The organism is Photobacterium sp. GB-50, from assembly GCF_003026755.1.
In the GTDB taxonomy this organism is placed as follows: Bacteria; Pseudomonadota; Gammaproteobacteria; order Enterobacterales; family Vibrionaceae; genus Photobacterium.
The window spans coordinates 1-25,813 of sequence record NZ_PYNX01000017.1; the positions used below are offsets into that span (position 1 = coordinate 1).

At 39.8% G+C, this 25,813-nt stretch carries 27 protein-coding genes and 1 riboswitch; of the genes, 11 read left to right on the forward strand and 16 right to left on the reverse strand.

Features of this window, described 5'->3' with window-relative positions:
- Positions 1-469: 469 nt before the first annotated feature.
- The 4 genes from C9J41_RS16885 to punC form a co-directional block, all read right to left on the reverse strand.
- Positions 470-721, reverse strand: a complete 252-nt coding sequence (locus C9J41_RS16885; RefSeq protein WP_107246933.1) for a TIGR03643 family protein — start codon at positions 719-721, stop codon at positions 470-472.
- Between the two features lie 150 nt (positions 722-871).
- Positions 872-1,465, reverse strand: a complete 594-nt coding sequence (locus tag C9J41_RS16890; RefSeq protein ID WP_107294809.1) for a LysE family translocator — start codon at positions 1,463-1,465, stop codon at positions 872-874.
- A gap of 537 nt (positions 1,466-2,002) precedes the next feature.
- A complete protein-coding gene (locus tag C9J41_RS16895; RefSeq protein ID WP_107246936.1) occupies positions 2,003-2,233 on the reverse strand; it encodes a hypothetical protein in 231 nt (76 codons plus the stop codon).
- Positions 2,234-2,509: 276 nt separating this feature from the next.
- A complete protein-coding gene (gene punC / locus C9J41_RS16900; protein ID WP_107287632.1) occupies positions 2,510-3,730 on the reverse strand; it encodes a purine nucleoside transporter PunC in 1,221 nt (406 codons plus the stop codon).
- Between the two features lie 105 nt (positions 3,731-3,835).
- Here punC and punR point away from each other — a divergent pair, with 105 nt between their 5' ends.
- From punR to C9J41_RS16915, 3 genes are all read left to right on the forward strand, one after another.
- Positions 3,836-4,738: a DNA-binding transcriptional activator PunR gene (gene punR, locus C9J41_RS16905; protein WP_105060039.1), complete on the forward strand. Its 903-nt coding sequence runs from the start codon at positions 3,836-3,838 to the stop codon at positions 4,736-4,738.
- Positions 4,739-4,853: 115 nt separating this feature from the next.
- Positions 4,854-6,275, forward strand: a complete 1,422-nt coding sequence (locus C9J41_RS16910; protein WP_107294839.1) for an alkaline phosphatase — start codon at positions 4,854-4,856, stop codon at positions 6,273-6,275.
- Between the two features lie 71 nt (positions 6,276-6,346).
- Positions 6,347-7,447 carry a YibE/F family protein gene (locus C9J41_RS16915; protein ID WP_107294810.1) on the forward strand — a complete coding sequence of 367 codons (1,101 nt, stop codon included), beginning with the start codon at positions 6,347-6,349 and terminating at the stop codon, positions 7,445-7,447.
- Positions 7,448-7,542: 95 nt separating this feature from the next.
- On the opposite strand, the gene C9J41_RS16920 is transcribed toward C9J41_RS16915, so the two are convergent.
- The 11 genes from C9J41_RS16920 to C9J41_RS16970 all read right to left on the reverse strand — a co-directional run bounded on the left by C9J41_RS16920 (position 7,543) and on the right by C9J41_RS16970 (position 19,162).
- Entirely contained in the window at positions 7,543-8,760 is a 1,218-nt protein-coding gene (locus C9J41_RS16920; protein ID WP_107287631.1) for an ABC transporter substrate-binding protein, read from the reverse strand.
- A gap of 38 nt (positions 8,761-8,798) precedes the next feature.
- Complete coding sequence (locus C9J41_RS16925) at positions 8,799-10,946, reverse strand: FAD-dependent oxidoreductase (RefSeq protein ID WP_107294811.1); 2,148 nt, start codon at positions 10,944-10,946, stop codon at positions 8,799-8,801.
- A complete protein-coding gene (locus tag C9J41_RS16930) occupies positions 10,939-11,553 on the reverse strand; it encodes a carboxymuconolactone decarboxylase family protein (RefSeq protein WP_107294812.1) in 615 nt (204 codons plus the stop codon). Before C9J41_RS16930 ends, C9J41_RS16925 begins: the two co-directional genes overlap by 8 nt.
- Before the next feature lie 458 nt (positions 11,554-12,011).
- Positions 12,012-12,602, reverse strand: a complete 591-nt coding sequence (locus C9J41_RS16935; RefSeq protein ID WP_105060044.1) for a TfoX/Sxy family DNA transformation protein — start codon at positions 12,600-12,602, stop codon at positions 12,012-12,014.
- 134 nt (positions 12,603-12,736) lie between these two features.
- Positions 12,737-12,827, reverse strand: a riboswitch (cyclic di-GMP riboswitch).
- A gap of 198 nt (positions 12,828-13,025) precedes the next feature.
- Complete coding sequence (purR, locus tag C9J41_RS16940) at positions 13,026-14,030, reverse strand: HTH-type transcriptional repressor PurR (protein WP_107294813.1); 1,005 nt, start codon at positions 14,028-14,030, stop codon at positions 13,026-13,028.
- 405 nt (positions 14,031-14,435) lie between these two features.
- Complete coding sequence (locus C9J41_RS16945; protein WP_107206401.1) at positions 14,436-15,275, reverse strand: heme ABC transporter ATP-binding protein; 840 nt, start codon at positions 15,273-15,275, stop codon at positions 14,436-14,438.
- Positions 15,272-16,309 carry an iron ABC transporter permease gene (locus C9J41_RS16950; protein WP_107246960.1) on the reverse strand — a complete coding sequence of 346 codons (1,038 nt, stop codon included), beginning with the start codon at positions 16,307-16,309 and terminating at the stop codon, positions 15,272-15,274. The genes C9J41_RS16945 and C9J41_RS16950 overlap by 4 nt, the downstream gene beginning before the upstream one ends.
- Positions 16,310-16,357: 48 nt before the next feature.
- Positions 16,358-17,227, reverse strand: coding sequence for a hemin ABC transporter substrate-binding protein (locus C9J41_RS16955; protein WP_107294814.1), 870 nt, complete (start codon positions 17,225-17,227; stop codon positions 16,358-16,360).
- Entirely contained in the window at positions 17,220-17,645 is a 426-nt protein-coding gene (locus C9J41_RS16960; protein WP_107206404.1) for a biopolymer transporter ExbD, read from the reverse strand. Before C9J41_RS16960 ends, C9J41_RS16955 begins: the two co-directional genes overlap by 8 nt.
- Positions 17,642-18,343, reverse strand: a complete 702-nt coding sequence (locus tag C9J41_RS16965; RefSeq protein WP_005368267.1) for a MotA/TolQ/ExbB proton channel family protein — start codon at positions 18,341-18,343, stop codon at positions 17,642-17,644. Before C9J41_RS16965 ends, C9J41_RS16960 begins: the two co-directional genes overlap by 4 nt.
- Before the next feature lie 3 nt (positions 18,344-18,346).
- Entirely contained in the window at positions 18,347-19,162 is an 816-nt protein-coding gene (locus tag C9J41_RS16970; protein ID WP_107294815.1) for an energy transducer TonB, read from the reverse strand.
- A 381-nt stretch (positions 19,163-19,543) separates the two neighbouring features.
- Between C9J41_RS16970 and hutX the strand changes: the two genes are divergently transcribed.
- The 3 genes from hutX to C9J41_RS16985 all read left to right on the forward strand — a co-directional run bounded on the left by hutX (position 19,544) and on the right by C9J41_RS16985 (position 21,284).
- Positions 19,544-20,059, forward strand: a complete 516-nt coding sequence (gene hutX, locus C9J41_RS16975; protein ID WP_107206406.1) for a heme utilization cystosolic carrier protein HutX — start codon at positions 19,544-19,546, stop codon at positions 20,057-20,059.
- A gap of 55 nt (positions 20,060-20,114) precedes the next feature.
- Positions 20,115-20,672, forward strand: a complete 558-nt coding sequence (gene hutZ, locus C9J41_RS16980) for a heme utilization protein HutZ (protein WP_045130810.1) — start codon at positions 20,115-20,117, stop codon at positions 20,670-20,672.
- A 204-nt stretch (positions 20,673-20,876) separates the two neighbouring features.
- Entirely contained in the window at positions 20,877-21,284 is a 408-nt protein-coding gene (locus C9J41_RS16985) for a hypothetical protein (protein WP_107206407.1), read from the forward strand.
- A gap of 162 nt (positions 21,285-21,446) precedes the next feature.
- Here the strand turns inward: C9J41_RS16985 and C9J41_RS16990 are convergent, their stop codons facing one another.
- On the reverse strand, positions 21,447-22,016 hold the full coding sequence (locus C9J41_RS16990) for a hypothetical protein (protein WP_107206408.1): 570 nt from the start codon (positions 22,014-22,016) through the stop codon (positions 21,447-21,449).
- Positions 22,017-22,335: 319 nt separating this feature from the next.
- On the opposite strand from C9J41_RS16990, the gene hypB reads away from it, so the two are divergent.
- The 5 genes from hypB to C9J41_RS17015 are packed head-to-tail and all read left to right on the forward strand — an operon-like array spanning position 22,336 to position 25,805.
- Positions 22,336-23,067 (forward strand): hydrogenase nickel incorporation protein HypB, encoded by a 732-nt coding sequence (hypB, locus tag C9J41_RS16995; RefSeq protein WP_107294816.1) that lies wholly within the window; start codon positions 22,336-22,338, stop codon positions 23,065-23,067.
- Positions 23,068-23,072: 5 nt separating this feature from the next.
- Positions 23,073-23,315, forward strand: a complete 243-nt coding sequence (locus tag C9J41_RS17000) for a HypC/HybG/HupF family hydrogenase formation chaperone (protein WP_005368247.1) — start codon at positions 23,073-23,075, stop codon at positions 23,313-23,315.
- Positions 23,312-24,430, forward strand: coding sequence for a hydrogenase formation protein HypD (gene hypD / locus C9J41_RS17005; RefSeq protein WP_105060057.1), 1,119 nt, complete (start codon positions 23,312-23,314; stop codon positions 24,428-24,430). The genes C9J41_RS17000 and hypD overlap by 4 nt, the downstream gene beginning before the upstream one ends.
- A gap of 2 nt (positions 24,431-24,432) precedes the next feature.
- Positions 24,433-25,464, forward strand: a complete 1,032-nt coding sequence (gene hypE, locus C9J41_RS17010; RefSeq protein WP_107206410.1) for a hydrogenase expression/formation protein HypE — start codon at positions 24,433-24,435, stop codon at positions 25,462-25,464.
- Positions 25,464-25,805, forward strand: a complete 342-nt coding sequence (locus C9J41_RS17015; protein WP_107294817.1) for a hydrogenase maturation nickel metallochaperone HypA — start codon at positions 25,464-25,466, stop codon at positions 25,803-25,805. Before hypE ends, C9J41_RS17015 begins: the two co-directional genes overlap by 1 nt.
- The last annotated feature ends 8 nt before the right edge of the window (positions 25,806-25,813 follow it).

Sequence of the window (25,813 nt, forward strand, 5' to 3'; positions counted from 1 at the left end):
ATGTTAGCACTATTTTACTTTTGAATTTAAATAATAGAGTTTTTACTTAAATATTGAATTATGTAGATGAATATTGAAATAATTAAACTTATCTTGCTAATTCTCTAATTCTCTAATTCTCTAATTCTCTAATTCTCTAATTCTCTAATTCTCTAATTTTAGCTTTAGTAAAAGTATTTCTTAGTAAGGATATAAAAATAGTTGATATTTATTATCACAATTAATAATGCGACATAGATATTATTTGCTACGTTAAAGTAGGTTGCTGGTGAAGAAAAATTTTGCTACACAGTAAAAGGAAAGTATCGAGGTAAAATTAGAACGTTAGGAAATAAGCCTTTTTAGTATGAAGGTTAGTCAAGTTGGTAAGTTTAAAGAGCTGAAAGGAAGAGATTCACGTTTAACTGTATATTAAATTAATGGTAAGTGCTGTAAGAATAGGGCGCATTAATAACCCTATAAAACGTGTTTAACGCTGTTTGTATTGTGTCGGACAGTAACCACGACTGACATATGGTGAGCGCAATTTTAAGTGTTTGGTTTTTCTTCCTGATACGCGCTGTCGCCATAGTTTAAAGCTACTTGGCTTAAGGTGTTGGCGCATTAGCTTGATCACACCTTGTTCATCCAGACCATATTGTATTGCAATCGCTTCAAACGGGGTTCTATCTTCCCAAGCCATCTCGATGATACGTGATAGTGACTCTTGTCTGCTTGTCATCAATTACTCTCCATTTACACATTAAAGCTAATACGTAATTGATTAATATAAAGTTTAATTTTTTGGTATTAATTAAGGTGATTTGAAAGCGAGATGTGAGGTATGAAAATATGGGCTAATGATTAGCTCCCTATTAAGTGGATTTATTCATTAACTAAATTGTGTATAGAGTAAATAACAAGCGGTGAGAATTAATAAACAGCCCATAAAAAGATTGAATACTTTTAGTCTCAGTTCGTTATTAAGGAAGAGAGTGACCTTGCTGCCTAAGAGAGACCAAGAAAATAATGATAGATAACAAACGATAAAGTAAATAAATACAAAACTTAAAAAGATGTGATTGTTATTGGCTTCTGAAAACATTGACACACCAGCAACACATGCAATCCAAGCTTTAGGGTTTAACCATTGTAATAAGCACCCTTGGATGAAAGTGGGTTGTTTTTGCTTTTTTATATCTAACTCAGGCTTTGATGACGCAATAAGATAGCCCATATAAATAATAAATAGTGAACCTGCGACTTCTAGATAACTTAAAAATTTTGGATATAAATCAATAACTTTACTGAACCCTAAGCCAATAAATAACAATAATGAAACTAAACCAATAGTTGCACCTGAAACGAAAGGTGTTGTTTTACGGACACCGTAAGAAGCCCCTGAAGATACAATGATCATATTAACAGGGCCGGGTGAAATAGACATTGCGAGTGCGAATGAAAACATTGCTATAAATAGTGACATTATTTTCCTTTATTAGTCATAAATCGTGATTGTTGAGACAAGCCATACGAGGTGACTTTTAATGTTGGTAGATATGTTACAGGTTGTTTTTGTCTGAAAAACGAGTAAAGCGTACTAATGATACTCTATTAATACGCTAACTATCTTGTCATAGAAGTGTAAACATATCTAAAGAGGATGGCAGGGCAGTAGAATAGACAAAAAACAAAAAGGGGGGGCTGATAATTCAGCTCCCCCTTTTTGTTAAACCAGTATGTAGATTGGTTAAAGCATATTATGCAGTTTGTCGTTCGCCACTTTGTTCGTCTTTACGGTTTTGAACCACTAGGACAAAATTAGCGATTGTAGTAAAGCTGGTAATGAACATGCCTGTTAAATAAGCTACCAAGGAATGCTTCAGAACACGCTGAAAAATTACCATGTTACCCAGAACTTTTATAGCGTAGGATTTGGCTCCATTCTTTACGTAGTGAGCGTTACGCTTTTTTGCTCTTTATCTAATGCTGTATTTGATTAAGAAATCGCATTATAGAGCAACTACTCAGGTGCATATTTATTTATCATCACACAACAAGTAATCAAGAATGATAAGATCAAAGTGATTTGCCACAAACCATCTTCATAAAATGACATCTCGTTGTCTGACCAAACTCGCAAGCCGATATTGAACAATTCACCTTTTATGCTGAGCACTAACACCGTAGCGAGAAAATATTTCGCAAAGTCTTTCGTTAATATTTTGATGTAAGAGAGGTACGTATCTAGCATTGGAAATACCTTAGTTGCTCAATAGATTGACGCTTGAATGAATGTCACATCACTTTACTAATGTTAAATCTAATACCAAGCAATTATTGGCTAGTTAAAATCTGCCTTTGTAGACGCTTTTATTCTGATATTTCATTTCAAGCTCTGTATTTTGCGAGTGGCTTCATGTCTAGCTGAGGTGGACGAGCACGTTGAATAGACTGGAAACAAAAAAGGGGGAGCTGAATTATCAGCTCCCCCTTGTGTTAAACCAGTATGTAGATGGGTTAAAGCATATTACGCAGTTTGTAGTTCAACATCTTGCTCATCTTTACGAGCTTGAACGACTAGGACAAAACCAACGATTGCAATAAAGCCAGTAATGAACATGCCAGTTGTTACTGTTAACAGACCGTGTGCAGCGAATGCAGAAACTAAACCACTTGCTGCAAAACATACCATAGTCTGCATAAAGTTAAGCAGGCCAGCAGCGGTTGCGCTACAGTTTTTAAAGTCAGACAGTGCAGAGCTAATAACAATCGGGTAAATCGCACCATTCGCAACAGCTAGGAAGCAGAATGGGATTAAGATAGGCCAGATTGTTGTTACTGTTGTTGTCGTAGAGATAACGAACATTACTGCTACGCTTGCAAAGAATAGCGCTAAAATCCACGGTAGAAGTTGCTTACCTGAGTAACGGTTTAATAAAGTACGACAACCGTAACCACCGACAATAAATGCCACCGTTTGTGGTGCGTAGCTTAGGCCAATATCTGCACCTGAGTAACCCATTGCAGACATAACAAATGGCGAACCTGTTAAGTAAGCAAAGAATGCCGCAGAACATGCTGCGAAAATAACCATGTTACCCCAGAACTTTTTAGAGCGTAGGATTTGGCTATAGTCTTTACGTAGTTGAACCGTTACGCTTTCTTGCTCTTTATCTAATGCAGCACTTTCTTTTTCTTTAAGCGTTAGCATTGCTAAAACAGCACCAAAACCGACTAATGCAATAAAGATGCTGCGCCAGCCTACGTGATGTTCAAGCAGTGCGCCTAATAATGGTGCTAATGCTGGAGATAACGCGACAAGCGGCATAATGGTTGCGAATACACGCTCAGAAGTTTTACCCTCGTAACGGTCAACAACCACTGCCTGCCAAATAACCGTTGCGCTACATGCACCCAATGCTTGAGCGAAACGTGCTAATAAGAACACTTCAATGTTTGACGCAAAAGCAGAGGCTAAAGAGCCAAGGCTAAATAGCGCAATACCGCCAAGTAGTACTTTAATACGTCCAATACGATCAGACAGTGGGCCGTAAACCAGTTGGCCTAATGCCATACCAAGTAAGAAGATACTAAGCGAAAGGCCGATTAGAGATTGGGTTGTAGCAAAGTCGGCACGAATCGTTTCAAACGCAGGTAAATACATATCTGTGGCTAAAAAGCCCAGCATGCTTAAGCAAGCGAACCAAAATAGGGTGATTTTTGATGGTTTAGCGTGTTGTTTATTCATTTTTATTATAACTATATCTATATGACATATGTGTAGTGTAATACTGGTTTAAATCGCTGTGAAACGCTAATATTTCAACATTGCTTTCAAAAAATTTGATTTGATATGTTTTCATACAACGATCTCCAAGTTATTGACGTAGTTGCCCGTCGTGGCAGCTTCTCTGCTGCGGCTGAAGAATTACATAAGGTCCCTAGTGCGATTAGTTATACTGTTCGATTAATAGAAGAGCGATTAGCTGTCGAATTATTTGTTCGATTGCACAGGCAGGTGAAATTGACACCCGCTGGTGAGTATTTCGTCGAAGAAGCGCGCAAACTTATTAAACAGATGGATACCATTAAATATCAAACCCAACGGGTAGCGAATGGTTGGTCAGAAAATGTCTCTGTTGCGCTCGATACCGTGGTACGCCAAAGTCGAGTAAATACCCTTGTTCGAGATTTCTATTTACATTTTCCAGATGTAGAGTTGCACCTAACAATGGAAGTGTTTAATGGGGTATGGGATGCCTTAGCTGATGGGCGGGCTGATATTGCCATTGGCGCAACTGCTGCAGTGCCAATTGGTGGCAGCTTTGATTATCGTGATATGGGCGTTTTAACGTGGAAGTTTGTGGTATCGCCAGATCATCCTTTAGCAATGGCATCGCATCCGTTAGAGCCTTCTGAATTAGCGCAATATCCTGCGATTTGTTTAGAAGATACCTCTCGAACGTTACCTAAACGAACAACTTGGCTAATGGATAACCAACGTCGGATCATGGTGCCAAGTTGGCACAGTGCATTTCAATGTTTACAGGCTGGATTAGGCATTTCTGTTGTTCCTAGCCATATGGCGATCAGTAAAATTGAATCAGGAGAGCTGGTGGAAAAAGAGCTCGCGGTGAAGCCTTCAATGAGTCCCTGTTGTTTAGCATGGAATACAGAAACGTTGAGCCCAGCTGTCAGTTGGTTACTCGATTATTTAGGCGACAGTGAGCAGCTTCATCATGAATGGATGCGTTAATAAGGTGACATTGATTCCATTGATGATGCCTATTAAGTATATAGTGTGTTTTGTAAGAATTGTTTAATAAATGCAATGTAGCTTGCTCGCATTCAATAAAAACAGCGAGTTAGCAATGTCTATTTTAAAACCCACTTTAATTGCATCATCTTTACTTCTTTCTTTAAGTGCTCATGCAGCAGATGCGCCGAAATATGTATTCTTTATGATTGGTGACGGTATGGGGACAGCCCAACGTCAGATCAGTGAATACTACTTGCAGCAACAAAATGGGGATGAGACACAACGTTTAGCCATTAATGCAATGCCTGTAGCAGGCATTATTACCACCCATTCAGCCAATACTTTAGTAACCGATTCTGCAGCAGCAGGTACAGCATTAGCGACCGGAGTAAAAACGGATAATGGCGTTATTGCAATGGATCCAAAAGGGCATAAGTTACGCTCAACATTGGATGCTGCGAAAGATAAGGGGATGGCAACAGGTATTGTTACCACTACACGTTTGACCCATGCGACACCAGCAACTTTTGTTGCTAAAAACATTAGTCGCGATAACGAAAATGAAATTGCCAATGATTACCTAGCATCGAATGTCGATTTCTTTGCCGGTGGTGGCTCTCGTCACTTTATTAATGGCGAAGGCAGTAAACGTAAAGACGGTAAGAACCTTGTTGATGGGTTCAAACAAAAAGGCTACCACACTTTTGTTGGTGCTGATTCTTCGGCTGATTTCTTAGCATTCCATCCAACGAACTCGCAAAAGGTGTTTGCATCTTTTGCATCATCACACCTTCCTTATGAAATTGATCGTAAGAAAGATCTTAGTACGCCATCTCTAGCGCAAATGACGTCAAAAGCCATCGAAACATTGAAGTACGATCCTGACGGTTTCTTCATGTTGGTAGAAGGTGGTCGAATTGATCACGCGGCACATGCTAATGATGTATCAACGGTGATTCAAGATACGATCGCATTCGATCAAGCAGTAAAAGCGGCTGTTGATTTTTATGAGCACCATAAAGATGAAACACTAATTATTGTAGCGGGCGATCATGAAACTGGTGGTATGGGCTTAGGCTTAGGTGAGAACTATTTTGTACAGTTAGATAAGCTAAAAGATGTTGATGAGTCTATCGAAGACAAGCTTCAAGGTGTATATAACGGCGATCGTAAAGCCTTCATGAAGCATATCGATGAGCATTTTGGTTTGAAGTTGCTGACGAAGGAAGAGCAGCAAACGCTAAATCATGCGATGGATATCGATGACGAACTTCGTGCTAAAAATATCACTGATTTTGACGGTTACAGCACGCATAATGATGCGACTTATGGTGGGTATGATCCAGTAGCCATTGCTGTAGCGCACATCACTTCACAACGAGCAGGTGTTTACTGGACAAGCTATGCGCATACCGCGACACAATTACCGCTTTCTGCAGTTGGTGTCGGTGCTGAGAAATTTGGCAATTTTGAAGATAACACCCAAGTGGCGAAAACATTAGCGACATTAATGAACGTAAAAATTGGTAGTTAGGGATTAATTTTTAGGTAAAGGCTGTCTTGGACAGCCTTTTTTCGTGGTTTTTAAAGCAGTTGGAAACAAACATGCGCGGTGTGATTTTAGCCTTTATCGTTCTTCTAGTGACGTGTTGTGAAATGTTTAGTCAAGGTGTGACAGGATCTGACTATAAAGTCGGTGAAGTAACTGCGGTTAATAACAGCAAGGTCACAATTATTGGTAGTAATCGTCTGGGAGAGCAGGCGTTAGATTTAACGCTGAGTAATAATAAAAAAGTCGTTGCCTACAATTTGATGAATGGTGCGATGGAATATGATGAATATTATCAGGTTGGCGATCGCGTTTTAGTGGCGATAGCGAAGAATGATCACACACGTACAAGGGTGATATCTCGTTATCGTCTTCCTGCATTAATTGGTTTAGCAATTGCCTTTAGTTTAGGCTTGTTACTGTATGCACGAAAAGTCGGTGCTAAAGCGTTACTGTCGTTCATTGGATCTATTGTGATCATTGTAGAGCTTCTGATCCCTGGGCTTATGGCGGGTTATTCTCCTTTGTTAGTCACCGCCGTGTGTTTATTAATGCTGTGTAGTTTGATCATTTTGTCCGTTGCCGGTTGGACAGCAAAAGGAAAGGCGGCATTGGCAGGCACGATTATTGGATTAATTGTCACCATGATTCTGTGTGTGTTGGTCGGCAAGTTACTTCATTTAGACGGTATGACACAACCTTTAGCTCAGCCCTTATTGTTTGAAACAGGCATGTATTTAAACATGCTAGATATTCTGTATGCAGCGATTTTAATTGGGGCGAGTGGGGCGGCAATGGATGTTGCGATGGAAATGGCAGCAACGATGGAAGAGCTAAAAATCAATGCGCCAGACATGAATCAAATGGATTTGTTGAGATCAGGTTTTCGAGTTGGCAATGCGGTGATCGGGACGATGACAACCACTTTATTGTTAGCCTATTCAGGCAGTTTTTTAACAATGATTATGTTGTTTGCGAGTCGTGGTAACGATGTGATGCAAATTATCAACATGAAAGTCGTGGCAGCCGAAATTGCACGAACATTAATTGGTAGCTTATCGTTGATTATTGTTGCACCTATTACGGCATGGATAGCATGTTGGATGATCAGTAAAGAGTTTGAGCCTAACGCGCAAATCGAATTAGAAAAAGCTTAATAAAAACAGCCAGCATGTCTGAACTTGCTGATGAAAGAGCAGAGCACAGTGATGGGCTGGCTGTTTTAATAACAGTTAGAGCAACATAACAAAGTTTAGTGTCCGTAACGCTTTTGCCATTCATGCTCAATAGCCATTAGCCATGTAGGGTTGGGTTCGGCAATAGATGGATAAAGCTCAAAAGATTGGCTCTTATAAGGTTCAGCTAATTGGCTAAAGGCTTGGGCTTTTAGCACTGTTGGATCGCCCCAAATCTTGGTGTCTGATTTACGCGCTTGTGCTTCTGGGCTCATTAAAAAGTTTATCGCAACCAGTGCCCCTTCTTTTGCTGATGCATTCCATGGTATCGCTAAAAAGTGAATATTGGTTAATGCCCCTTGCTTAAAGGCATAGGTTTTCGCATTTTCAGTTAAATTACCGTTCTCAATTGCAGCTGAGGCAGCGTTAGGATTAAAAGTGATAGCTAATAATAATTGCTGATCGTCAAGCAGTTGTACGGTTTCTGCAGTGCCCGCTGGGAACTGTTTACCACCACGCCATGCCACTTTATGGAGCTGATCTAAATAGTGCCAAAGCGGTGCTGTCACGTTATCAAATAGCGTTTTTTCTGCGGGTAATGATAACGGCTGATAGAGTGCTTTTTTATCGTCAGTGAGCTCTAGCAATGCTGCTTTTAAAAAGCTGCTACCATGAAACTCTGGTGGGCGAGGGTAGCTGATCTTACCAGGATTCTTTTGCGCTAATGCTAATAGCTCTTTAAAGCTTTGAGGTGGTTGTTTAAGCACACTGGTATCGTAAATAAAGACGAGTTGACCAACGCCCCAAGGCGCTTCATAGCCTTCTGTTGGTTCGCTGAAATCTTGATCAATAGGTAGCTTAGTATCAACATACTTCCAATTGGGTAACTGTTGAGTAAAAGGGCCGTACAAGAGGTGATGTTGCTTCATTGAACGAAAGTTTTCACCATTGATCCAAACTAAATCAACCCCACCGTTGGTGTTTTTCCCCGCTGTTTTTTCTGCCAGTAGGCGCTGGGTCGTTTCAGCGATATCGGTGACTTTGACTTGCTTTAGAGTTACACCGTAACTTTTTTGTAATTGTTTATCGGCCCATTTTAAATAGTCGTTGATTTCTTGACTGCCACCCCACGCATTGAAGTAGACCGTTTGACCTTTGGCTTTTTGTTCAATTTGTTGCCAGCTTTGACTTTCATTTGCAGGTGCTTTCGTTTCTTCAGCGTAAGCGAAGCTAGAAATTGTTAACGATAACGCGATGCCTTTCGACAAGGCTTTTAGTACATTTTTTTTCATCATCAGAGTTTCGTCCTTTTTAATTCCTTGTATCGAATGACCTATTTACGCATCCATTGATGATAACGTTTAACCATTGCCAATAACTTTTGTGGGGCATTGGCCTGTTTCCATACACCAGCCGTATATTTAGTGGCTTCACTCATGGTGGGATAAGGGTGAATCGTCGATAAAATCTTATTCAATCCCAGTTTATAGCGCATTGCTAAGGTAAATTCCGCCAGTAGTTCACCGCCATGATGGCCGACAATTGTGACCCCTAAAATCTTATCGCTATTGGGCGGGGTTAGAACTTTAACGAAACCTTCGGCAGCATTGTCGGCAATCGCTCGATCTAAATCGGATATAGGGTAAGTATATGTTCGATAATCGATATTTTGTGAAATAGCCTCTTTTTCATTGAGACCAACTCGAGCTAACTCTGGCGCAGTATAGGTAACGGCAGGTAATACCGAGTAATCAGCTTTAAACTTTTTGAATGTACCAAACAAACTATTTACTGAGGCATACCATGCTTGATGCGCTGCAGCATGAGTTAATTGGAAAGGGCCTGCCACATCACCCACAGCGTATATATTAGGATATTGTGTTTGTAGGTAGTGGTTAACTTTGATAGTCCCTTGTGGATTTGTTGCTAATTTTAGCTGCTCCAAACCAAAACCTTTGGTATTAGCAACACGACCTAGCGCCACAATAACCTGATCAAATTCAACGTCGACCGTTTGCTCTGTCGTAAGATCATCAAGCTTAACGTGGTGATATTGCGCAGATCCTTTCTCTACAAAACTAACGGCTTTGTGTTTAAGAAGTACTCTAACACCTTCATGAGTTAGCTTTTGATAGATTAAATCGGCTGCATCTTTATCTTCACGATTAAGTAGCTGATCTGCCATTTCAACTAAGATGACAGATGCGCCAAGACGATTAAACGCTTGAGCTAATTCACAACCAATAGGACCACCACCCAAAATCAATAACTTTTTAGGTAAAGTATCTAGTTGCCATAGGTTATCGGACGTTAATGGATTGACTGTGTTTAAGCCTGAAATATTGGGCAACAATGGGGAAGCCCCTGTTGCGATAATGATATTACGTGTGGTGATCACTTTGCCGTTAACTTCTACTTCCCAAGGCGACAAAATCGTCGCGTCACCTTGGATACAATTCACACCAAGCTTGCTGTAACGTTCAATAGAATCATGCGGTTCGATATCTTTGATAACGTTGTGAACACGAGTCATAACGGCTTTAAAGTCGATTTTTTCAATTTTAGCTTCAATACCAAATTGTTTTGCTTGTTGCAGCTCATAAGCGCTATGAGCGACACGGATTAAGGCTTTAGATGGCACACAACCTGTGTTTAAGCAATCGCCGCCCATTTTATGACGCTCAATTAATGTGACTTCCGCTTTTACGGCTGCCGCGATATAGGAGCTGACTAAACCGCCAGCACCAGCACCAATTACCACTAGGTTTTGATCAAATACTGTAGGTTTTTGCCAACCGCTATAAACCTTTTGGCTTTTGATGTAATAAATAATTGTTTTTGCGAGCAGTGGGAAGATCCCGAGTAATACAAGAGATATCAATACAGGAAATGAGATGATTTCGCTCAAACTATTAATGTTACTCAGTTGAGTACCAGCATTCACATAAATAGCAGTTCCAGCCAGCATCCCAAGCTGACTGACAAAGAAGAAGGTACGAGTTTTAATCGGGGTTAAACCCATTAGTAAGTTGATCAGAAAAAACGGCACTACAGGGATTAAACGCAGCGTTAATAGATAAAATGCGCCTTCGTTTTCAATCCCTTGATTAATGGTCGCGAGGCGTTGTCCAAACCGCTGTTGTATCCAGTCTTGCAAAATATAGCGGCTTGATAGAAAAGCCAATGTTGCACCTATTGTGCTGGCAAAAGAAATAATAATAAGGCTAGGCCAAAAACCAAATAATGCCGCTCCGAGCAACGTTAAAATGGCAGCGCCGGGTAAGGAAAGGGCTGTCACGGCAATATAGAGTACAAAGAAAAACAAGTAAGCAGTGAAAAGTTGACTTTCAATCTTTGCTTGTAGGGCTAATTGTTCTTGTTTGATGAACTCAAGGGTAAGGTATTGGCCTAGATCAAAATGTAGCCATAACGCAATAAGGCTGACAATGACCAGCAGTAATAGCGTTTTTTTCTTATTCATTTGCCTGATCCTTTTTCGTTATGTTTTTATCTGATGCTTGCACGTTATCTTGAGCAATATCGTTAGGCGTAATAGGAAGAGAACAAAAGCCTTGTGCTGGCACATCGAGCGCAGTGTTAAATTTCGCCGACAAGTTCTGAAAGCTAACTAAAGCAGTGAGTTCAATAATATCATCACTGCTATACCATTCTTGTAGCGCGACAAGCATTTCATCTGTCACTCGTTTGCCTGTTATTGTCATCGCTTCAGTGTAGGCCAACACAGCGCGTTCTTGATCTGTAAACAGCGTAGAGTGTTGCCAGTTGGCGAGTGCTTTAATTTTATCTTCTGAATCACAACGTTCGGCGAGCTTCATACCATTGGCATCAACACAAAAGGCACAATCGTTTAATTGTGAAACACGCACACAGACCAAAGATCGCATGACATCTTGAATCGGTGACTTCTTACGGTCGAGAAAACCAAAAAAAACTGCGACTAACCAAAATAAAACAGGTTTACGTCCCCATAGCTTTGCAGGGTTTAATACTTGACCATAGTGGCGAGCTTGAAGCCATAGCAAAGGCTTTACCCATAAAGAGTCAATTTTTTTGATCGAAATGCGCATGTTATTCCTTAAAAAACACCCTAAACATAGGGCTTATACGATCTTAGTCAGTAGCAGTAGTAAACATGTAGACCTTAACAACAGACATTGTATTTCATTTAATGATAAATATTTCTTTTTCTTCAATTGGTTGGTGAAAAAATCAGCAGGAGATAAGACAGTTTAAAGCGCCACGTTATTTATTAGTGAGAAGATGGGTTATTGGTCGTATTAGCAAATAATTAGGCATGGAATATAAATAAAGATAATTATCATTTATATAAATCAAGGAGTGCAAAACGGAGGGAATTAATTTAATGGCAAAAGTTTGTTATTATGCAATTAAACCAAATAAATATTGAATTTTATAAAGGAAGATAAGGATAATACGGAAATTATTTTTGAAAGGTATACTTAGAAATAAAAGAATGGGGGCTCTTTTATTCCTAAGTATTTTATATTTAAGACAACTTATATTTTTAAGATAAGGCAGATAATAGTTCATTTCGACGTTGCTCAGGAATAACTGACCAATGTTGACCGCTAATTGCGCCTTCCAATGCCCAAAGCAATTCAATACTCAATGGACTTGTTTGTGATTCTTGAAGTGCTTTATATGCGCCAAGAGAGCCCACTGCTAGAAGTTGTTCAATAGTGTTTATGCCTGCTTTTTTAAGCATTCTTTCATTTGATAATCGTAGATTAGGTAAATCTTTAATTCGGTCAGGTACGCAACTCTCCTTTTCTTGCTTGTCTTTTTCTGCTGCATCCAGTGAATACCTACCTTGAGCTACAATCTTTGTGGGTTCATCCCACCATTGGTCGGGTATTGCATAGTGCTTGGTTACAACAGGGAAGCCACGTTTTTTATAAACATAGGGTTCCAAGCCAGCTTGTTTGAATTCCTTTTCAGTTTCAGCATTTGCACGTAAGTGAAGTTTATCGTTCACAACTAATGCAAACATTGTATCACCAGAAAAAATGCCAAAACCGCCAAACATCGACCGTGATTTTATTGAACCAAAATGGTCAAATAATTTTAATGAATCTTTTAATATTGGTTTATCCATGCTTCTACTCGGTGAAAAAATATGAGTGTCACCTAAACATTAAGAGCGAGGAAATAGATTAATTAATCTACACATTGATACTGTCAATATATTGTTAAGTTTGTGTCATAATATTGTCGGTTCAATAATAATCCTTCGGTAACCCCGCTACCTTGAATTATTAACATAATTTTTAGGCCGGTGGTTTTGCGTCTTAATCTTTCAATTAATTTGCCAGTTCGTGACTATATAAAGTTATATTAAATAATACTTTTAATATTAAATCTAAGCTCTCAAAAATGTGATATTGGTTCAGGTATTTGTTCTTAGCTTATTTTAATAAGCTTTATAATTATAAATACTCATGATTGTTTTTTATAAGTAAAAAAAAAGCCAACAAGGTTAACTTATCGGCTTTTCCTTAACATAGAAAGATAAATTTTATTAGTTGAGATCTTTAACCGATTTTCTCTCAACAAGTTTAGGCGTCATTTCAAAGGTTTGACGCTCATGATTCTTGTCTTTCACACGCTCTAGCAAGATTTCGATGGCCTTTTTACCTAAACGACGTTTAGGCTGGTGGATAGTTGTTAGCGGTGGCGCAAAGTAGGGCGCAAGGTCAATGTTATCGTAGCCAATGATTGAGATATCACCAGGAACACGCAGACCTGCCTGTTCAAAGGTACTGATCAGAGCCATAGCCATAATGTCGTTAAAGCAGAAGATAGCAGTAGGGCGATCTTCCATTGCGATAAACTTATGAGCAGCTTCAACGGCTGACTCACACTCAAAGTCACCGTCAAGTAGCCAATTAGCATTAACAGTGAGATCTGCTTCTTTCATCGCTTTACGGAAGCCCTTTAGGCGCTCTTGACAAGTAGACTTATCAACTTGTCCAGATAAACAGCCAATTTTCTTATGACCATTTTCAATAAGGTGCTTAGTCGCAATATAACCGCCGTTTTCAGCGTTATCTAGAATATTATCAGTATGTGGGCTTTCTGGGCCCCAGTCCATGATAACCATAGGAAGATCATTTTTACGCTCAAGTAAATCGAGCAGCATTTGATCCAGATCGCTGCACATAACCAATAGGCCATCAACACGCTTTTCAGAAAGCATACGCAAGTAATCACGTTGTTTTTCTAAGTTACCTTCGGTGTTACATAAGATCAGTGTGTAGCCTGCACCATAACAATATTCTTCAACACCATGCACAACTTCGGCAAAAAATGGGTTAGTCGATTTAGTGACTAACATGCCGATAGTACGTGTTGTATTACATTTTAAGCTTCGCGCTACTGCACTTGGGGCGTAGTTAAGTTCATCTACTGCAGCCAAAACTTTTTGTTGCGTTGCTTCTGCAACAAAGCGTGTTTTATTAATCACGTGCGACACTGTAGTAGTTGATACACCTGCCATACGTGCAACGTCTTTAATGGTTGCCATATTTATTCTTCTTATCATGGTCAGATTAGGATCTGACAAAGGTTTTTGATACCAAATTGATTAATTACGTAGTCTATGGCTTACGAGTTCACTCGCAGAGATGAAGATCCTTTAGTTATTAGCTACTTAATTATTCAATTTGATACCGAATTATAGGGTGTTGCAATTATCATGGATCATAAACAACTAAAGCCGCAGTAAAATGCGGCATTAGAAGATAGAAACTATTTTTACACTAATTACACATGTAATCGCTTGCGATCACATTTTACTGTGTGTTTTGCGTTGTGCAATCTTTCTATTCAACTTGATTGAATTAATTGATCATTAACCGTAAAAACTCGATGTTTGTCATGCTAATAGCTTCAATTTATTGTGTATATCTAGTCATTAATAGATAAAACGTTAAAAAACAGAATGATTGGCTGATAAAAGATAAGGAAAATCACCACTTGGATGAGTATGAACACTGACAGGCCAACCATATAAGGTATCTATTACTTCAGGAGTAAGAACTTGTGTTGGCGTGCCGTCGGCTTTTATTTCTCCTTCATTAAGGAAAATCATCCGATCAGTGTATTGGGCTGCAAGGTTTAAATCGTGCAATACCACAATTACAGCGGCGCCTTGTATAGCCATATTTTGGGCAATTTGTAAGGTGTGGTGCTGGTGGGCGAGATCGAGTGCTGAGGTGGGTTCATCTAACATCAAGATACATTTATCACCGGCTTTACTGAGTTGTGTTAAAACCCGGGCAAGGTGTACACGCTGTTTTTCACCCCCCGATAAGGTGGGGTAGAGACGTTTAGCTAAATTGTTAATATCAACGTATTGCATGCTTGATGCTGTTGCATCTTTCAGTTCAGGCGAAGTGAGCTGCAATGGAATTGCGCCTAGCTCGACAACTTCTTTCGCGGTAAAGGCAAACGATAATGCGCTATGTTGTGGAAGGACACCTAAGTGACATGCCAATTCTTCCCGAGCCCAATTATTAAGCGGTTGATCAAAGAAAGAAACCGTGCCTGATTTTGGCGTAATCTCACCACATAATACTTTTAACAGGGTACTTTTACCTGCACCGTTTGGCCCAAGTAATGCGGTGACTTCTCCTGCGTGAATATCAATATCAAGATGATTTAGCAGGACTTTATCACCGAATTGTAATGATAAGTCGCGAGCCTGAATAACACAGACTTTGTCGCTACTTGCTGTAAAATCGACCTTTGCTGAATGATTTAACGTCATGACATCTGACTCTTTTGATTAACTAATAAATAGATAAAGAAAGGCGCGCCTAACATGGCGGTGATGATCCCAACCGGCAGTTCTTGAGGCGAGAATGCGCTTCGAGCAATCATATCGGCAACCAAGAGGATTAATCCGCCAAGTAAAGCCGAAATTGGCAATAAGGTTTTATGATTTGGACCTGTTAGCATTCTCCCCACATGAGGAATAACCAAGCCAATAAAGCCAATCGGGCCACAAACGGCAACAGTCATACCCACTCCCGCAGCACATGTAATAATTAAATTACGTTTTAGTTTTTGGGTGTTAACCCCCATATGTCGAGCTTCAGCTTCGCCTAATAACAACGCGTTTAAATTACTGGTATGACGATAAAAATAGGTAAAGAGTAACCCGAATGTGCAATAGGCGAGAATAATGCCTGTCCATGTTGCACCAGCCAGTGAACCCATTGACCACAATGATAAATCACGTAAGGCTTGATCGTCGGCAACATAATTGAGTAACCCAAGCCCTGCGCCTGAAATTGCGGTTATCGCGACACCAGCGAGTAGCATGATCATCACCGATGTGCCGTTTTTATCTGTGCCTAAGCGATAAACTAAAACGGTGCTGATTGCGCCGCCAATAAAGGCAAAAATAGGCACAATAGCGAAGTTTAAAAGCTGAGGGAATGATGCGGTGAGAGGGGCAAATAAGACAATGGCCAATGCAGCACCTAAGCCTGCACCGCCCGTGATTCCGATGATCCCAGGATCTGCAAGCGGGTTGCGAAACAGTCCCTGTAGTACAGCGCCACATACAGCTAAAATTGCACCGATAGCAAAACAGAGAAGCGTACGTGGTAAACGAATTTGATGGATCACTAGGCTGACATGTTTAGCAAGTTCATGATCACCGGGTAATAGTGCTAACAAACTTTGTTTATAACTGATCGCCATAGGACCTATAACAATAGAAGAAAGCCCTGTAAAAATAAGTAAGGCGATACTTATTATATAAATATGATGGGCTGAGAAGCGTTTTGCATACATGTAACAACAACCTTACGCACGAATAAATAGGGAAGATAGAGGCGTAATTTAAGGATAAATAGCCTGATTAAGCTTTAAAGCTTCATTAACACTCTCGAGTCCTAAACCACCAATGAGCGCAGTACTTTTTATTGTGAGTAATGCATTATTTGTTGCAGCCGGTGTTGCGGCAATTAATGGCATTTGGGCAATTAGATCTTGCATGTTTTTGATCTTGCTAGCTGTACGTGTGCTCAACAAAATAATATCTGGTTGCATGGTAACAATTGCTTCACCAGATATAGGCTTGTAGTTACTGATTGATGTTGCAGCAGGGTTTTTAGCACCAGCAAGTGTAATGATGCTATCTGCAGTAGTATTACTTCCTGCAATGTTAATTGGGCGACCATCATGGATCATTAAGAACAAGACTTTTTTAGGAGTCTTAATATTGGCAGTTGCAGTATTAATTTTATCTAGCTGAACATTAAGCTTTTGTTTTAGCTTTTCAGCACGATCTTGATGATCAGTGAGTTTAGCAATCTGATCAATACGTGTAAGCAAATCTTTGACGGTTTCCCCTGAGTTAACAATATCAACTTCAACACCTGATTGCTCAAGTAGGTTAAGTGTACTTTGTGGCCCCATTTCATTAGAACCAACAAGGTGAGTCGGGGATAAAGACATTAAGTTCTCAGCTGAAAGCTGGCGGTGATAACCCACTTTAGGAGTTGATTTATCCACTAATCCTTTACTTGTTAGATCAACGGCGACGACTTGATCAGTAGCATCTAAGGCGTTAATGATTTGAGTAACTGAAGCACCAGCACTGATGATTTTATTTTTCTCAGTTGCTGAGTCCGTACTTGCTTGCGCGTAGCTACTAAGTCCTAACACCAGCGTCAATAAAGAGGTTTTTAATAGAGAGAGTTTATGCATTGTTTGATTCTTCCATAAGTAGCTGAGTCGCTTTGATATTATTTTCTTGCAAGAAGGCGAGTAATTTGAGCATTTGTTCAACAGAGGCTGCTTTATCTGCACCAATCACAACAGGTTTCGTTGGGTTAGTTTTCACTTCTTGTAACAAGGCTGTTTTGAAGTCATCCCATTGATTGATTTTTTTACCTTGCAGTGCCCAATAAGGTGCTTCTGATACTAAATTAATAGCAATAGGATCGGCTTGGGTTGTCTGTAATGTTTTGGTTGCTGTTTGTGGTAAATCGACATCGAGGGCTTTAATTTTCACTGTGGCTGTTAACAGTAAAAACACCATGACAATAAAAATAATATCCAGTAATGGAGTCAGGTCTGGATTCATTTCCTCAGTTTGGAAAACGCTACTGTTGGCTTTGATCATGATGCAGTCCCATTAACGGCAGGGTTTTGTTCGCAGGTATCACAGGCTGATGTTTTCCCGTTTTCAGCGTCAACATTCATTCCTTCAAGCCAAAGATTACAACGGTTTAAACTGTGTTCTAGTTTAGCCGTAACATTATCAGCCCATAGCCCAAGTAGTTGTGCACCAGTAATGGCAGGAAGTGCGATGATCAAACCAGCAGCTGTTGTTCGCATAGCAAGACCAAGACCGTCAGCAAGATCGCTGGGAGTCACAGAGCCTGTTGAATGGGAAATACCGGTAAACATATCAATTAAGCCAAGCACTGTACCGAGTAAACCAAGTAACGGACTAATAACACCAATCAGACTTAATAAGCGTAAACCTGAACGTAATTCAGTGCGTTTTTGTATTAACCAAATAGCGGCAGCATCTTCACGTAATGGTTTAGTGAAATGGCGATGCGCAATTAACATCGCAATTCCTTTATAAAGCAAAGGGCGTTGCTGTTTTAGCTCCTCGGTTAAATTATCTAGTGCGTGTTCGTCGTGACGGTTTTGTTGAGCAAGGAGTGCTGTAACTTTTGTTTTGCCTACACCGGTACATAACAAAACTTGAATAAGACGCTCAGTTAAAATCATAACAGTGAGCACAGAACAAATAATAAGAGGCCACGCCATTAGGCCAAGTTGCTGGTTGAGGTTATCAATAAAAGGCATGATTTAATCCAATTTGAAACGAACGGGAATTTGAACACGGTGTGCAATAGCAATGCCGTCAACAATATGGGGTGAGAAGCGCCACTTTTTAATCGCTTTAAGTGCCGCATCATCAAGTACATTGGCACCAGATGATTTAACCAGTTTTTGTTTAACTTGATGACCATCTTTTGCAATCAGTACTTCAACTAAGACTGTGCCTTCAATACCACGACGTTTTGCTAATTGTGGATACTTCACAGCGGAAGGTTTCGTGGCAAACGTGGGTTTTGAGACCAATTGAGGTGAATGTGCTCCAACGGTTGTTTTTTTAGCTTTAGTTGTCTTATTTAATGCCAGTTGTGATGACACAGGCTGGCTAGAATTTGTTGGTTTAAGTTCAAATTTCTCAGTTTTTCGTTGGGCATTTGTTACGTTTTTAGTCGCTGTTTTTTTCTCAACTTTTTTCTGAATATTTTTCGTTACTACTGGCTTCTTTTCTATTTTCTTTGGGGCTTTCTTCGTGGGTTGAACCGGAGCTTTAACTGTTTTCTTTTTCTTTTCAGGTTGTGATTTTTTGACCAACTTTTTCATTGTTGTTTTTGGTGCAGGTGTGTTTTTAACAACCGGTTGAGGAGTCACGATTGCTGAAGGCTGAGCCGTAGCAGGTGCAATGATGGTTTCTGGTTTTATATTAGGTAGTGATACTAAATTGACAGCCACACTCGTCGACTTTTCAAGAGGGACTGTAATGATCTTCTTCTCTGGCATTGCTGACACAATAAGACTGTGGAAGAGAATAGAGGCACAGCCAGCAATGAGATAACGTTTTATATTCACAATGTACGCCTTATTGAACAGATGAAGGAATGTGAACTAAATGTTTAATTGCGGTTTTTTGCATGGTGTATTTCTTAATATAATTCCGTTTATTCAATAGATTAGAGTTGTTTTTCAGATGTAACACTAATGTTTATAACCAGTATAAACATCATTATCCATGAAATACGAATAATATCAATTATCATTTGCAATATTATTTGATCGTTAATATCATGAGCACAGTTAGCCGATGATGTAAGACTTAGACTTGCTCAATTGAGAACGTTTAAGTAACAAAGGCTAAAGTAAAAATGCATAGAATTTATGGACGCAATAAATAGTTTTTTTTCTATGGAAGCTGGTTGTATAGAAAAATATCTAAAGAGAAGGAAAACCAAGGTGTTTGAGCAATACACTCGTGAAGAATTGAAATTGAAAGTCGCTGATTTATTAACTGATAACCCAAAACTTCATGCTGTTTCAATCGCAGAGCAATTAGCCGTAACAGAAGGTGAGGTTGTCATGTCTTACCCTGATGAAATGGTGTGTTTATTGCCCGGCCATTTAGCGAAAACAATCGTAGAGTCGTTACCTGAATGGGGACCTGTTACTACGATTGTGCATTCAATGGGCTCTATCTTTGAAGTAAAAGCGGCGTTCCCAAAAGGCAAAGAAGCGCGTGGATATTATAATCTAATGGGTAAAGAGGGCGAGTTACATGGTCACTTACGTTTAGATCATGTCTCGGACGTTGCGCTCGTCAGTAAACCTTTTATGGGGAAGGAAAGTTACTTCATCGGTTTTTTTGCCGTAACAGGCGAGTGTGTATTTAAAGTCTATTTAGGTAGAGATAAACATCGTAACTTGTTCCCAGAGCAAATTGAGAAATTTAAGTTGTTAAAACAAATTAAATAAATCTAGTCGAAGAACTAGGCCAAAGAAAAGCTAGTCAAATTGAGGAAGAAATATCATGAGTGAAGTAAAACAGGAACGTTTGCAAAATCGCCTTGGTCCTGAGATTAAAGAATTCCGCGAAGCATGCCAAACGCTACAATTAGCAACGGTAGATGCGAACGGTAAACCCAATGTGAGCTATGCACCGTTCGCTTTGCTTGATGATGGTTATTACGTATTAATTAGCCAAATTGCTAAACATGCCAGAAATCTACTTGAAAACCCGCAAGTCTCTTTAATGATGATTGAAGACGAATCTGCATCTAAAGTGCTTTACGCCCGCAAGCGTCTAACGTTTGAAGCTGATGTGAGTGTGATTGAACGAAAATCAGATCGTTGGCATCAAGGAATTGCTGCACTGCAAACGCGTTTTGGTGAAATTGTAGAAGGCTTAAGTGGGTTAGAAGATTTTTCATTGTTCCGCTTAGCACCGACTCAAGGTTTATTTGTTAAAGGGTTTGGCCAGGCATTCCAAGTCAGTGGCGATGATTTAGTAGATTTTGTTCATCTACAAGAAGGTCACCGTCGTGTTAAAGACGGGAGTGAGATCGAGTCAGCCGAAGAAAAGCTATAGTATTTCAAACTATTCTCTTATAAATGCCTGTGCTGAAATGTACAGGCATTTGTTTGTTTAGGGTGTTATAGCAGACTTTAGCGAAGTGTAAACAGCCTGTTTTGATCCTGATCATTCTAATTTGCAGCGAAACTTGAAGTCGCTGAAATACCTGTGATAATTAGAGCTAAATCATTACCTTTATTGCAGATATGGATTAACGTTATGACACAGGATAATAAAAAAGGCGTTTGGTTTGCGTATATAGCAAGCTTTCTTACTCCGTTTACACTGCTTACCTCTGGTATTGTGGCAATCATTTATGCAGGGTACCAATTAAACAAAGGTACTGACGAGCTTACATATAGCCACTATTACTCCATTATCCGTAGCTTCTTTTTATTCTTTACATTTTTTGTGGTATTGGGTGTAACAGCGGCAACAACAACGGGTATGGTTGCCGGTGCTGATTATTGGGTGCAAGGTTCAATGCTTCACGATGTAATGAATAGTGTGTTAAATGTTCTACCATTTGTTGGCGCTGCCATTGCTATCGTTGCTGTACTTTATTGGCTATTTAAAATTATTAAAGGCATGAGGATGCTAAGCGAAAATAAGCCAATGTGTTTATAAGCTTAGCCATTTGGTGAAACATTAAGTTAAGAAGAAAGAGTAGCTAACATGGCTGCTCTTTTTTTTGAAGTGATTGACGCCGAGTAGTGCTGATAGCAAATTTTGTTTATAAAAAAGGATAGCGATAGTGCTATCCTTTTTTCTAAAAGTTAATAAAAGGAATTAACTTTTTTTGAATTGTTTCACTAAGCTATCTAGTTCAGTAAGCAGTTTCTCTGCTTTAGGATCTTGCTTTTTCATAGCTGTAAGTACATCTTTTTGTACTTGTTTGTCTTGCTTGCTAATTGCAGGATCAGACAGGATAGATTGCTGCTGTTTCGCTAATTCCATACGAATGTTAGTAAACTCTTTGATAAGCTCAGTACGCTTCGCATTAGATAAATCGTCTTTACGTGCTTCAAGTTGAATTTCTTGAGCGCGTTTGATTAGCTTCTCTGGGTTGTAACCTTTTTCTTTTACTTTGTTATTAAAAGCTGTTTCGTAAGCTTTTAGCTCTTTCACCAATTCAGGGTGAGATTGAAGAGTCTGATGACGGATACCCGCAAGCTCTTGTTGAATCACACCAATACGGTTAGCGATATTTTGCTGTTGAGCTGTAATCTGAGGAGCAGCAGCTGGAACAACGGTAGCCTCTTTAGCCATAGCAGGAGCTGCGGTAAATACGCATGCAAGTGCTAGAGGAACAGCTGCTTTTAGTAGCTTTGATTTTAAGCTTGATGCTTTAGTATGCATATGACTTTCTCTTTAATTATGTTGATATCGCTAATATACGATGCGTTTCAATTTGTATTGTCAGATGATAGTCAGTAAGCCTGAATATAGTCTGACAATTGTTCGCATTGCCTGCGTATTAACTTTTATTACTAATATCGTAAATCATAGTTCTACGCAAATAAATCGTCATACAATTGCAATATTCTTTTATAGCATAGATAATTGAGACTAAATTTTTGGTTATTGCATATTAAATGACCACTTTATACCTTTTAGTCTGTTAAGGTTTACCTCTTTATCTCGTTGAGTCGGTAAACTGATGTCGGTTGGAGCTCCTATGTGTCAAGATTGCGGTTGTTCACTCGCTGGTGGTGATCATCACCATCATCACCAATTACAAGCAAACCCTCAGCTTAATGATAAAAAAACCTTATCGGTAATTCACAAAATACTAGATAAAAATGATGTAGAAGCGGCACACAATCGTGCGCATTTTAATGCTAAGAATGTGACTGCATTTAATTTAATGAGTAGCCCTGGTAGCGGTAAAACGACCTTATTAGAACATCTACATCAGTATACGCCGCTGAAATATGCCGTTGTTGAAGGTGACTTAGAAACATCACGCGATGCTGATCGATTAAAAGCGCAAGGGATTAATGCCTACCAAATTCAAACGGGTTCGGCCTGCCATCTTGATGCGTTCATGGTGCATTCCGCGCTTCATCATATTGAATTAGATGATCTTGATATTTGTTTCGTTGAAAACGTCGGTAATCTTGTTTGCCCTGCGAGTTACGATGTGGGCACGCATAAAAATATCGTATTGGTCTCAGTACCAGAAGGCGATGATAAAATTGAAAAATACCCAGTGATGTTCCGCCGCGCTGATGTCGTTCTTATTACTAAGTGTGATTTATTGCCGTATTTTGATTTCAGTATTGAAGAAGCAAAAGCGCAACTTAAAAAACTTAATCCTAATGTTGAAGTTATTTCATTATCAACCAAAGATCCTGAAAGCTTCCAACCACTTGTATCATGGATTAACAACAATCTGATTGAAGGATAATTATCATGTGTTTATCTATTCCTTCACAGGTGGTTGAGTTACATCCTGAAGAAAATAGTGTCACGGTTGATACCATGGGAGTTAAGCGAACAGTAAGCTGTCATTTATTAACTGAGCCCTTGGCGTTAGGGGATTATGTATTAATCCATATTGGTTTTGTGATGAGCAAAATTGATGATAAAGATGCCCAAGAAAGTTTAGAAATGTACCGTTTACTGTTAGCTGAAGCAGGGCCATTAGCATTATGAGTTTTGACTTAAAACAGTTATATCAAGGCTTTCGTGATGCTGATACTGTACTGAGTTTAGCCGAGCAGATAAAAGCCATAGCGCCACAATTACCTGAGCCTTTAAAAGTGATGGAAGTGTGCGGCGGCCATACACATACCATCATGAAGTATGGTTTAAAGCAGTTACTACCTGAGAATATTGATTTTATTCATGGCCCTGGTTGTCCTGTTTGCGTTATGCCCAAAGAACGTATTGATCATGCCGCTGCACTGGCATGCCAACCCAATGTTATTTTAGTTACCCTTGGCGATATGATCCGCGTTCCGGGCTCAAAAGGTAGTTTGGCGCAATATCGTGCTAAGGGTTGTGATATTCGACCTATTTACGATCCGCTTGATTGCTTAACCATTGCGACAGAAAACCCGGATAAAGAGGTGGTTTTCTTTGCCATTGGTTTTGAAACCTCAACGCCTATGACCGCCGTTTTAGTTGAGCTTGCAGAGCAACGCCAAATCAATAATCTCTACTTTCACATTAACCATGTTTTAGTGCCGCCTGCTGTTGATGCGGTAATGGCTGATCCAGCGGTAAAAGTGAATGCGTTTATTGGCCCGTCACATGTGAGTGTGATTGAAGGGGCGAAGATTTATCGTCCGTTGGTTGAGAAATACAATACTCCCGTAGTCGTTGCAGGTTTTGAACCTGTTGATGTGATGGAATCTATTCTACGTATCACTAAACAAAAAATCGCGGGTGAACCTGAACTCGACGTGCAATATACGCGTGCAGTAACAGAAGAGGGTAATACGGTTGCTCAACAAGCCGTAAAACGTTGTTTTGATGTGCGCGATAGTTTTCGCTGGCGTGGTTTAGGACCTATTGCTAATTCTGCGTTGAAATTAAATGCTGCTTATCAACACCGTGATGCTGAAATACGTTTTGCGGATTGCTTACCCATGACACCGATTGATGATCATAAAGCATGTCAATGTGGTGATATTCTTCGCGGCTTAGCGAAACCTCAAGATTGCAAAGTCTTTGGACGTGGTTGTACACCGCAAACACCATTAGGTAGCTGTATGGTGAGCTCTGAAGGTGCATGTAATGCTTATTTCCGTTACCGAGGCGTTTAATAATGACTGATATTGATTTAACAACCTTATCTACAACCAAGTCGATTCAATTAAGTCATGGTGGCGGTGGTCAGGAAATGAATAAGCTGATCAAAGGCTTATTCTTTAAAGCGTTTGATAACGATATCCTTCGTAATGAAGAAGATGCTGCGGTTTTAACACTGGAAGGTAACACGGCTTTTACTACCGATTCCTTTACGGTTTCGCCATTGTTTTTTGCTGGTGGCAATATCGGTAAATTAGCCATTGCAGGTACGGTGAACGACCTTGCGATGATGGGCGCAAAACCTCAGTATTTGAGTTGCAGTGTGATCATCGAAGAAGGCTTTGATGTTGCTAATCTAAAGACCATTGTTGATAGCATGGCAAATGAGCTCAGTATTTCTGGCGCTAAAATCGTGTGCGGCGATACTAAAGTTGTGCCTAAAGGGTGTGCGGATGGTTTGTTCATCAATACCACAGGTGTTGGCACTATTACTAAATCGGGCATTTCGGTACGTAATCTAAAACAAGGTGATGCAATCATTGTTTCTCGTGATATTGGTCGTCATGGCGCCGCTATTTTAATGGCACGTGAAGGGCTAACGCTAGAATCTGAACTTATTAGTGATTGTAATACCTTATGGCCAGCGGTTGAGGCGTTAATTGCCGCAGATCTTGATATTCATGCAATGCGTGATGCTACACGTGGTGGTTTATCTGCAGTACTTAACGAATGGGCTCAAGCGTCTGACATTGGTATCAATGTGGTTGAAGATGATGTGCCTGTAAGTGAAGAAGTACGTGGGCTTTGTGAGTTATACGGTTTTGAACCGTTTGATCTTGCAAACGAAGGAACATTTATTATCGCACTACCACAAGAACAAGCAGAAAAAGCATTAGAAGTATTAAGCGCATTTGCTGCGTGTGGTGATGCTGCCATTATTGGTGAAGTCAGTGATGATTATGCAGGTCGTGTAATCCTAACTAGCGGATGGGGTAGCCGTCGTTACCTTGATTTACCACAAGGTGAGTTACTTCCGAGGATTTGTTAATGCATGAATATTCCATTGTTGGCGCTTTAATTGAACAATGCGAACAACATGCCGAAGATAATGACGCGACCAAAGTGACTCGTGTTGCAATAAAAGTCGGTATTTTAAGCGGTGTTGAACCAGCGTTATTAGAAACAGCCTTTCAAACCTTTAAGTTAGAAGGGGTTTGTCATGAAGCAATATTTGAAATGCAGATCCAACCCTTAGTATTATCGTGTTTTGAGTGTGGGCAAGAAACCACGCATAACGAGCGCAGTATTATTTGCAGCCATTGCCAGAGTAATCGCACACAGGTTATTGATGGCGAAGATTTGTTACTGATGCAACTTGAGTTGGAATAAAGCAACAA

Excerpts from the sequence above, each read along its gene's own strand:
- C9J41_RS16925 (WP_107294811.1), bottom strand. The coding sequence starts at position 10,946 with ATGAATAAGAAAAAAACGCTATTACTGCTGGTCATTGTCAGCCTTATT.
- C9J41_RS16910 (WP_107294839.1), top strand. The coding sequence starts at position 4,854 with ATGTCTATTTTAAAACCCACTTTAATTGCATCATCTTTACTTCTTTCT.
- purR (WP_107294813.1), bottom strand. The coding sequence starts at position 14,030 with ATGGCAACCATTAAAGACGTTGCACGTATGGCAGGTGTATCAACTACT.
- C9J41_RS16960 (WP_107206404.1), bottom strand. The coding sequence starts at position 17,645 with ATGATCAAAGCCAACAGTAGCGTTTTCCAAACTGAGGAAATGAATCCA.
- hypE (WP_107206410.1), top strand. The coding sequence starts at position 24,433 with ATGACTGATATTGATTTAACAACCTTATCTACAACCAAGTCGATTCAA.
- C9J41_RS17015 (WP_107294817.1), top strand. The coding sequence starts at position 25,464 with ATGCATGAATATTCCATTGTTGGCGCTTTAATTGAACAATGCGAACAA.
- C9J41_RS16890 (WP_107294809.1), bottom strand. The coding sequence starts at position 1,465 with ATGTCACTATTTATAGCAATGTTTTCATTCGCACTCGCAATGTCTATT.
- C9J41_RS16965 (WP_005368267.1), bottom strand. The coding sequence starts at position 18,343 with ATGCCTTTTATTGATAACCTCAACCAGCAACTTGGCCTAATGGCGTGG.
- punR (WP_105060039.1), top strand. The coding sequence starts at position 3,836 with ATGTTTTCATACAACGATCTCCAAGTTATTGACGTAGTTGCCCGTCGT.
- C9J41_RS16885 (WP_107246933.1), bottom strand. The coding sequence starts at position 721 with ATGACAAGCAGACAAGAGTCACTATCACGTATCATCGAGATGGCTTGG.
- hutZ (WP_045130810.1), top strand. The coding sequence starts at position 20,115 with ATGAGTGAAGTAAAACAGGAACGTTTGCAAAATCGCCTTGGTCCTGAG.
- C9J41_RS17000 (WP_005368247.1), top strand. The coding sequence starts at position 23,073 with ATGTGTTTATCTATTCCTTCACAGGTGGTTGAGTTACATCCTGAAGAA.
- punC (WP_107287632.1), bottom strand. The coding sequence starts at position 3,730 with ATGAATAAACAACACGCTAAACCATCAAAAATCACCCTATTTTGGTTC.
- C9J41_RS16955 (WP_107294814.1), bottom strand. The coding sequence starts at position 17,227 with ATGCATAAACTCTCTCTATTAAAAACCTCTTTATTGACGCTGGTGTTA.
- C9J41_RS16950 (WP_107246960.1), bottom strand. The coding sequence starts at position 16,309 with ATGTATGCAAAACGCTTCTCAGCCCATCATATTTATATAATAAGTATC.
- C9J41_RS16945 (WP_107206401.1), bottom strand. The coding sequence starts at position 15,275 with ATGACGTTAAATCATTCAGCAAAGGTCGATTTTACAGCAAGTAGCGAC.
- C9J41_RS16895 (WP_107246936.1), bottom strand. The coding sequence starts at position 2,233 with ATGCTAGATACGTACCTCTCTTACATCAAAATATTAACGAAAGACTTT.
- C9J41_RS16935 (WP_105060044.1), bottom strand. The coding sequence starts at position 12,602 with ATGGATAAACCAATATTAAAAGATTCATTAAAATTATTTGACCATTTT.
- C9J41_RS16990 (WP_107206408.1), bottom strand. The coding sequence starts at position 22,016 with ATGCATACTAAAGCATCAAGCTTAAAATCAAAGCTACTAAAAGCAGCT.
- C9J41_RS16920 (WP_107287631.1), bottom strand. The coding sequence starts at position 8,760 with ATGATGAAAAAAAATGTACTAAAAGCCTTGTCGAAAGGCATCGCGTTA.
- C9J41_RS16915 (WP_107294810.1), top strand. The coding sequence starts at position 6,347 with ATGCGCGGTGTGATTTTAGCCTTTATCGTTCTTCTAGTGACGTGTTGT.
- C9J41_RS16985 (WP_107206407.1), top strand. The coding sequence starts at position 20,877 with ATGACACAGGATAATAAAAAAGGCGTTTGGTTTGCGTATATAGCAAGC.
- hypD (WP_105060057.1), top strand. The coding sequence starts at position 23,312 with ATGAGTTTTGACTTAAAACAGTTATATCAAGGCTTTCGTGATGCTGAT.
- hypB (WP_107294816.1), top strand. The coding sequence starts at position 22,336 with ATGTGTCAAGATTGCGGTTGTTCACTCGCTGGTGGTGATCATCACCAT.
- C9J41_RS16930 (WP_107294812.1), bottom strand. The coding sequence starts at position 11,553 with ATGCGCATTTCGATCAAAAAAATTGACTCTTTATGGGTAAAGCCTTTG.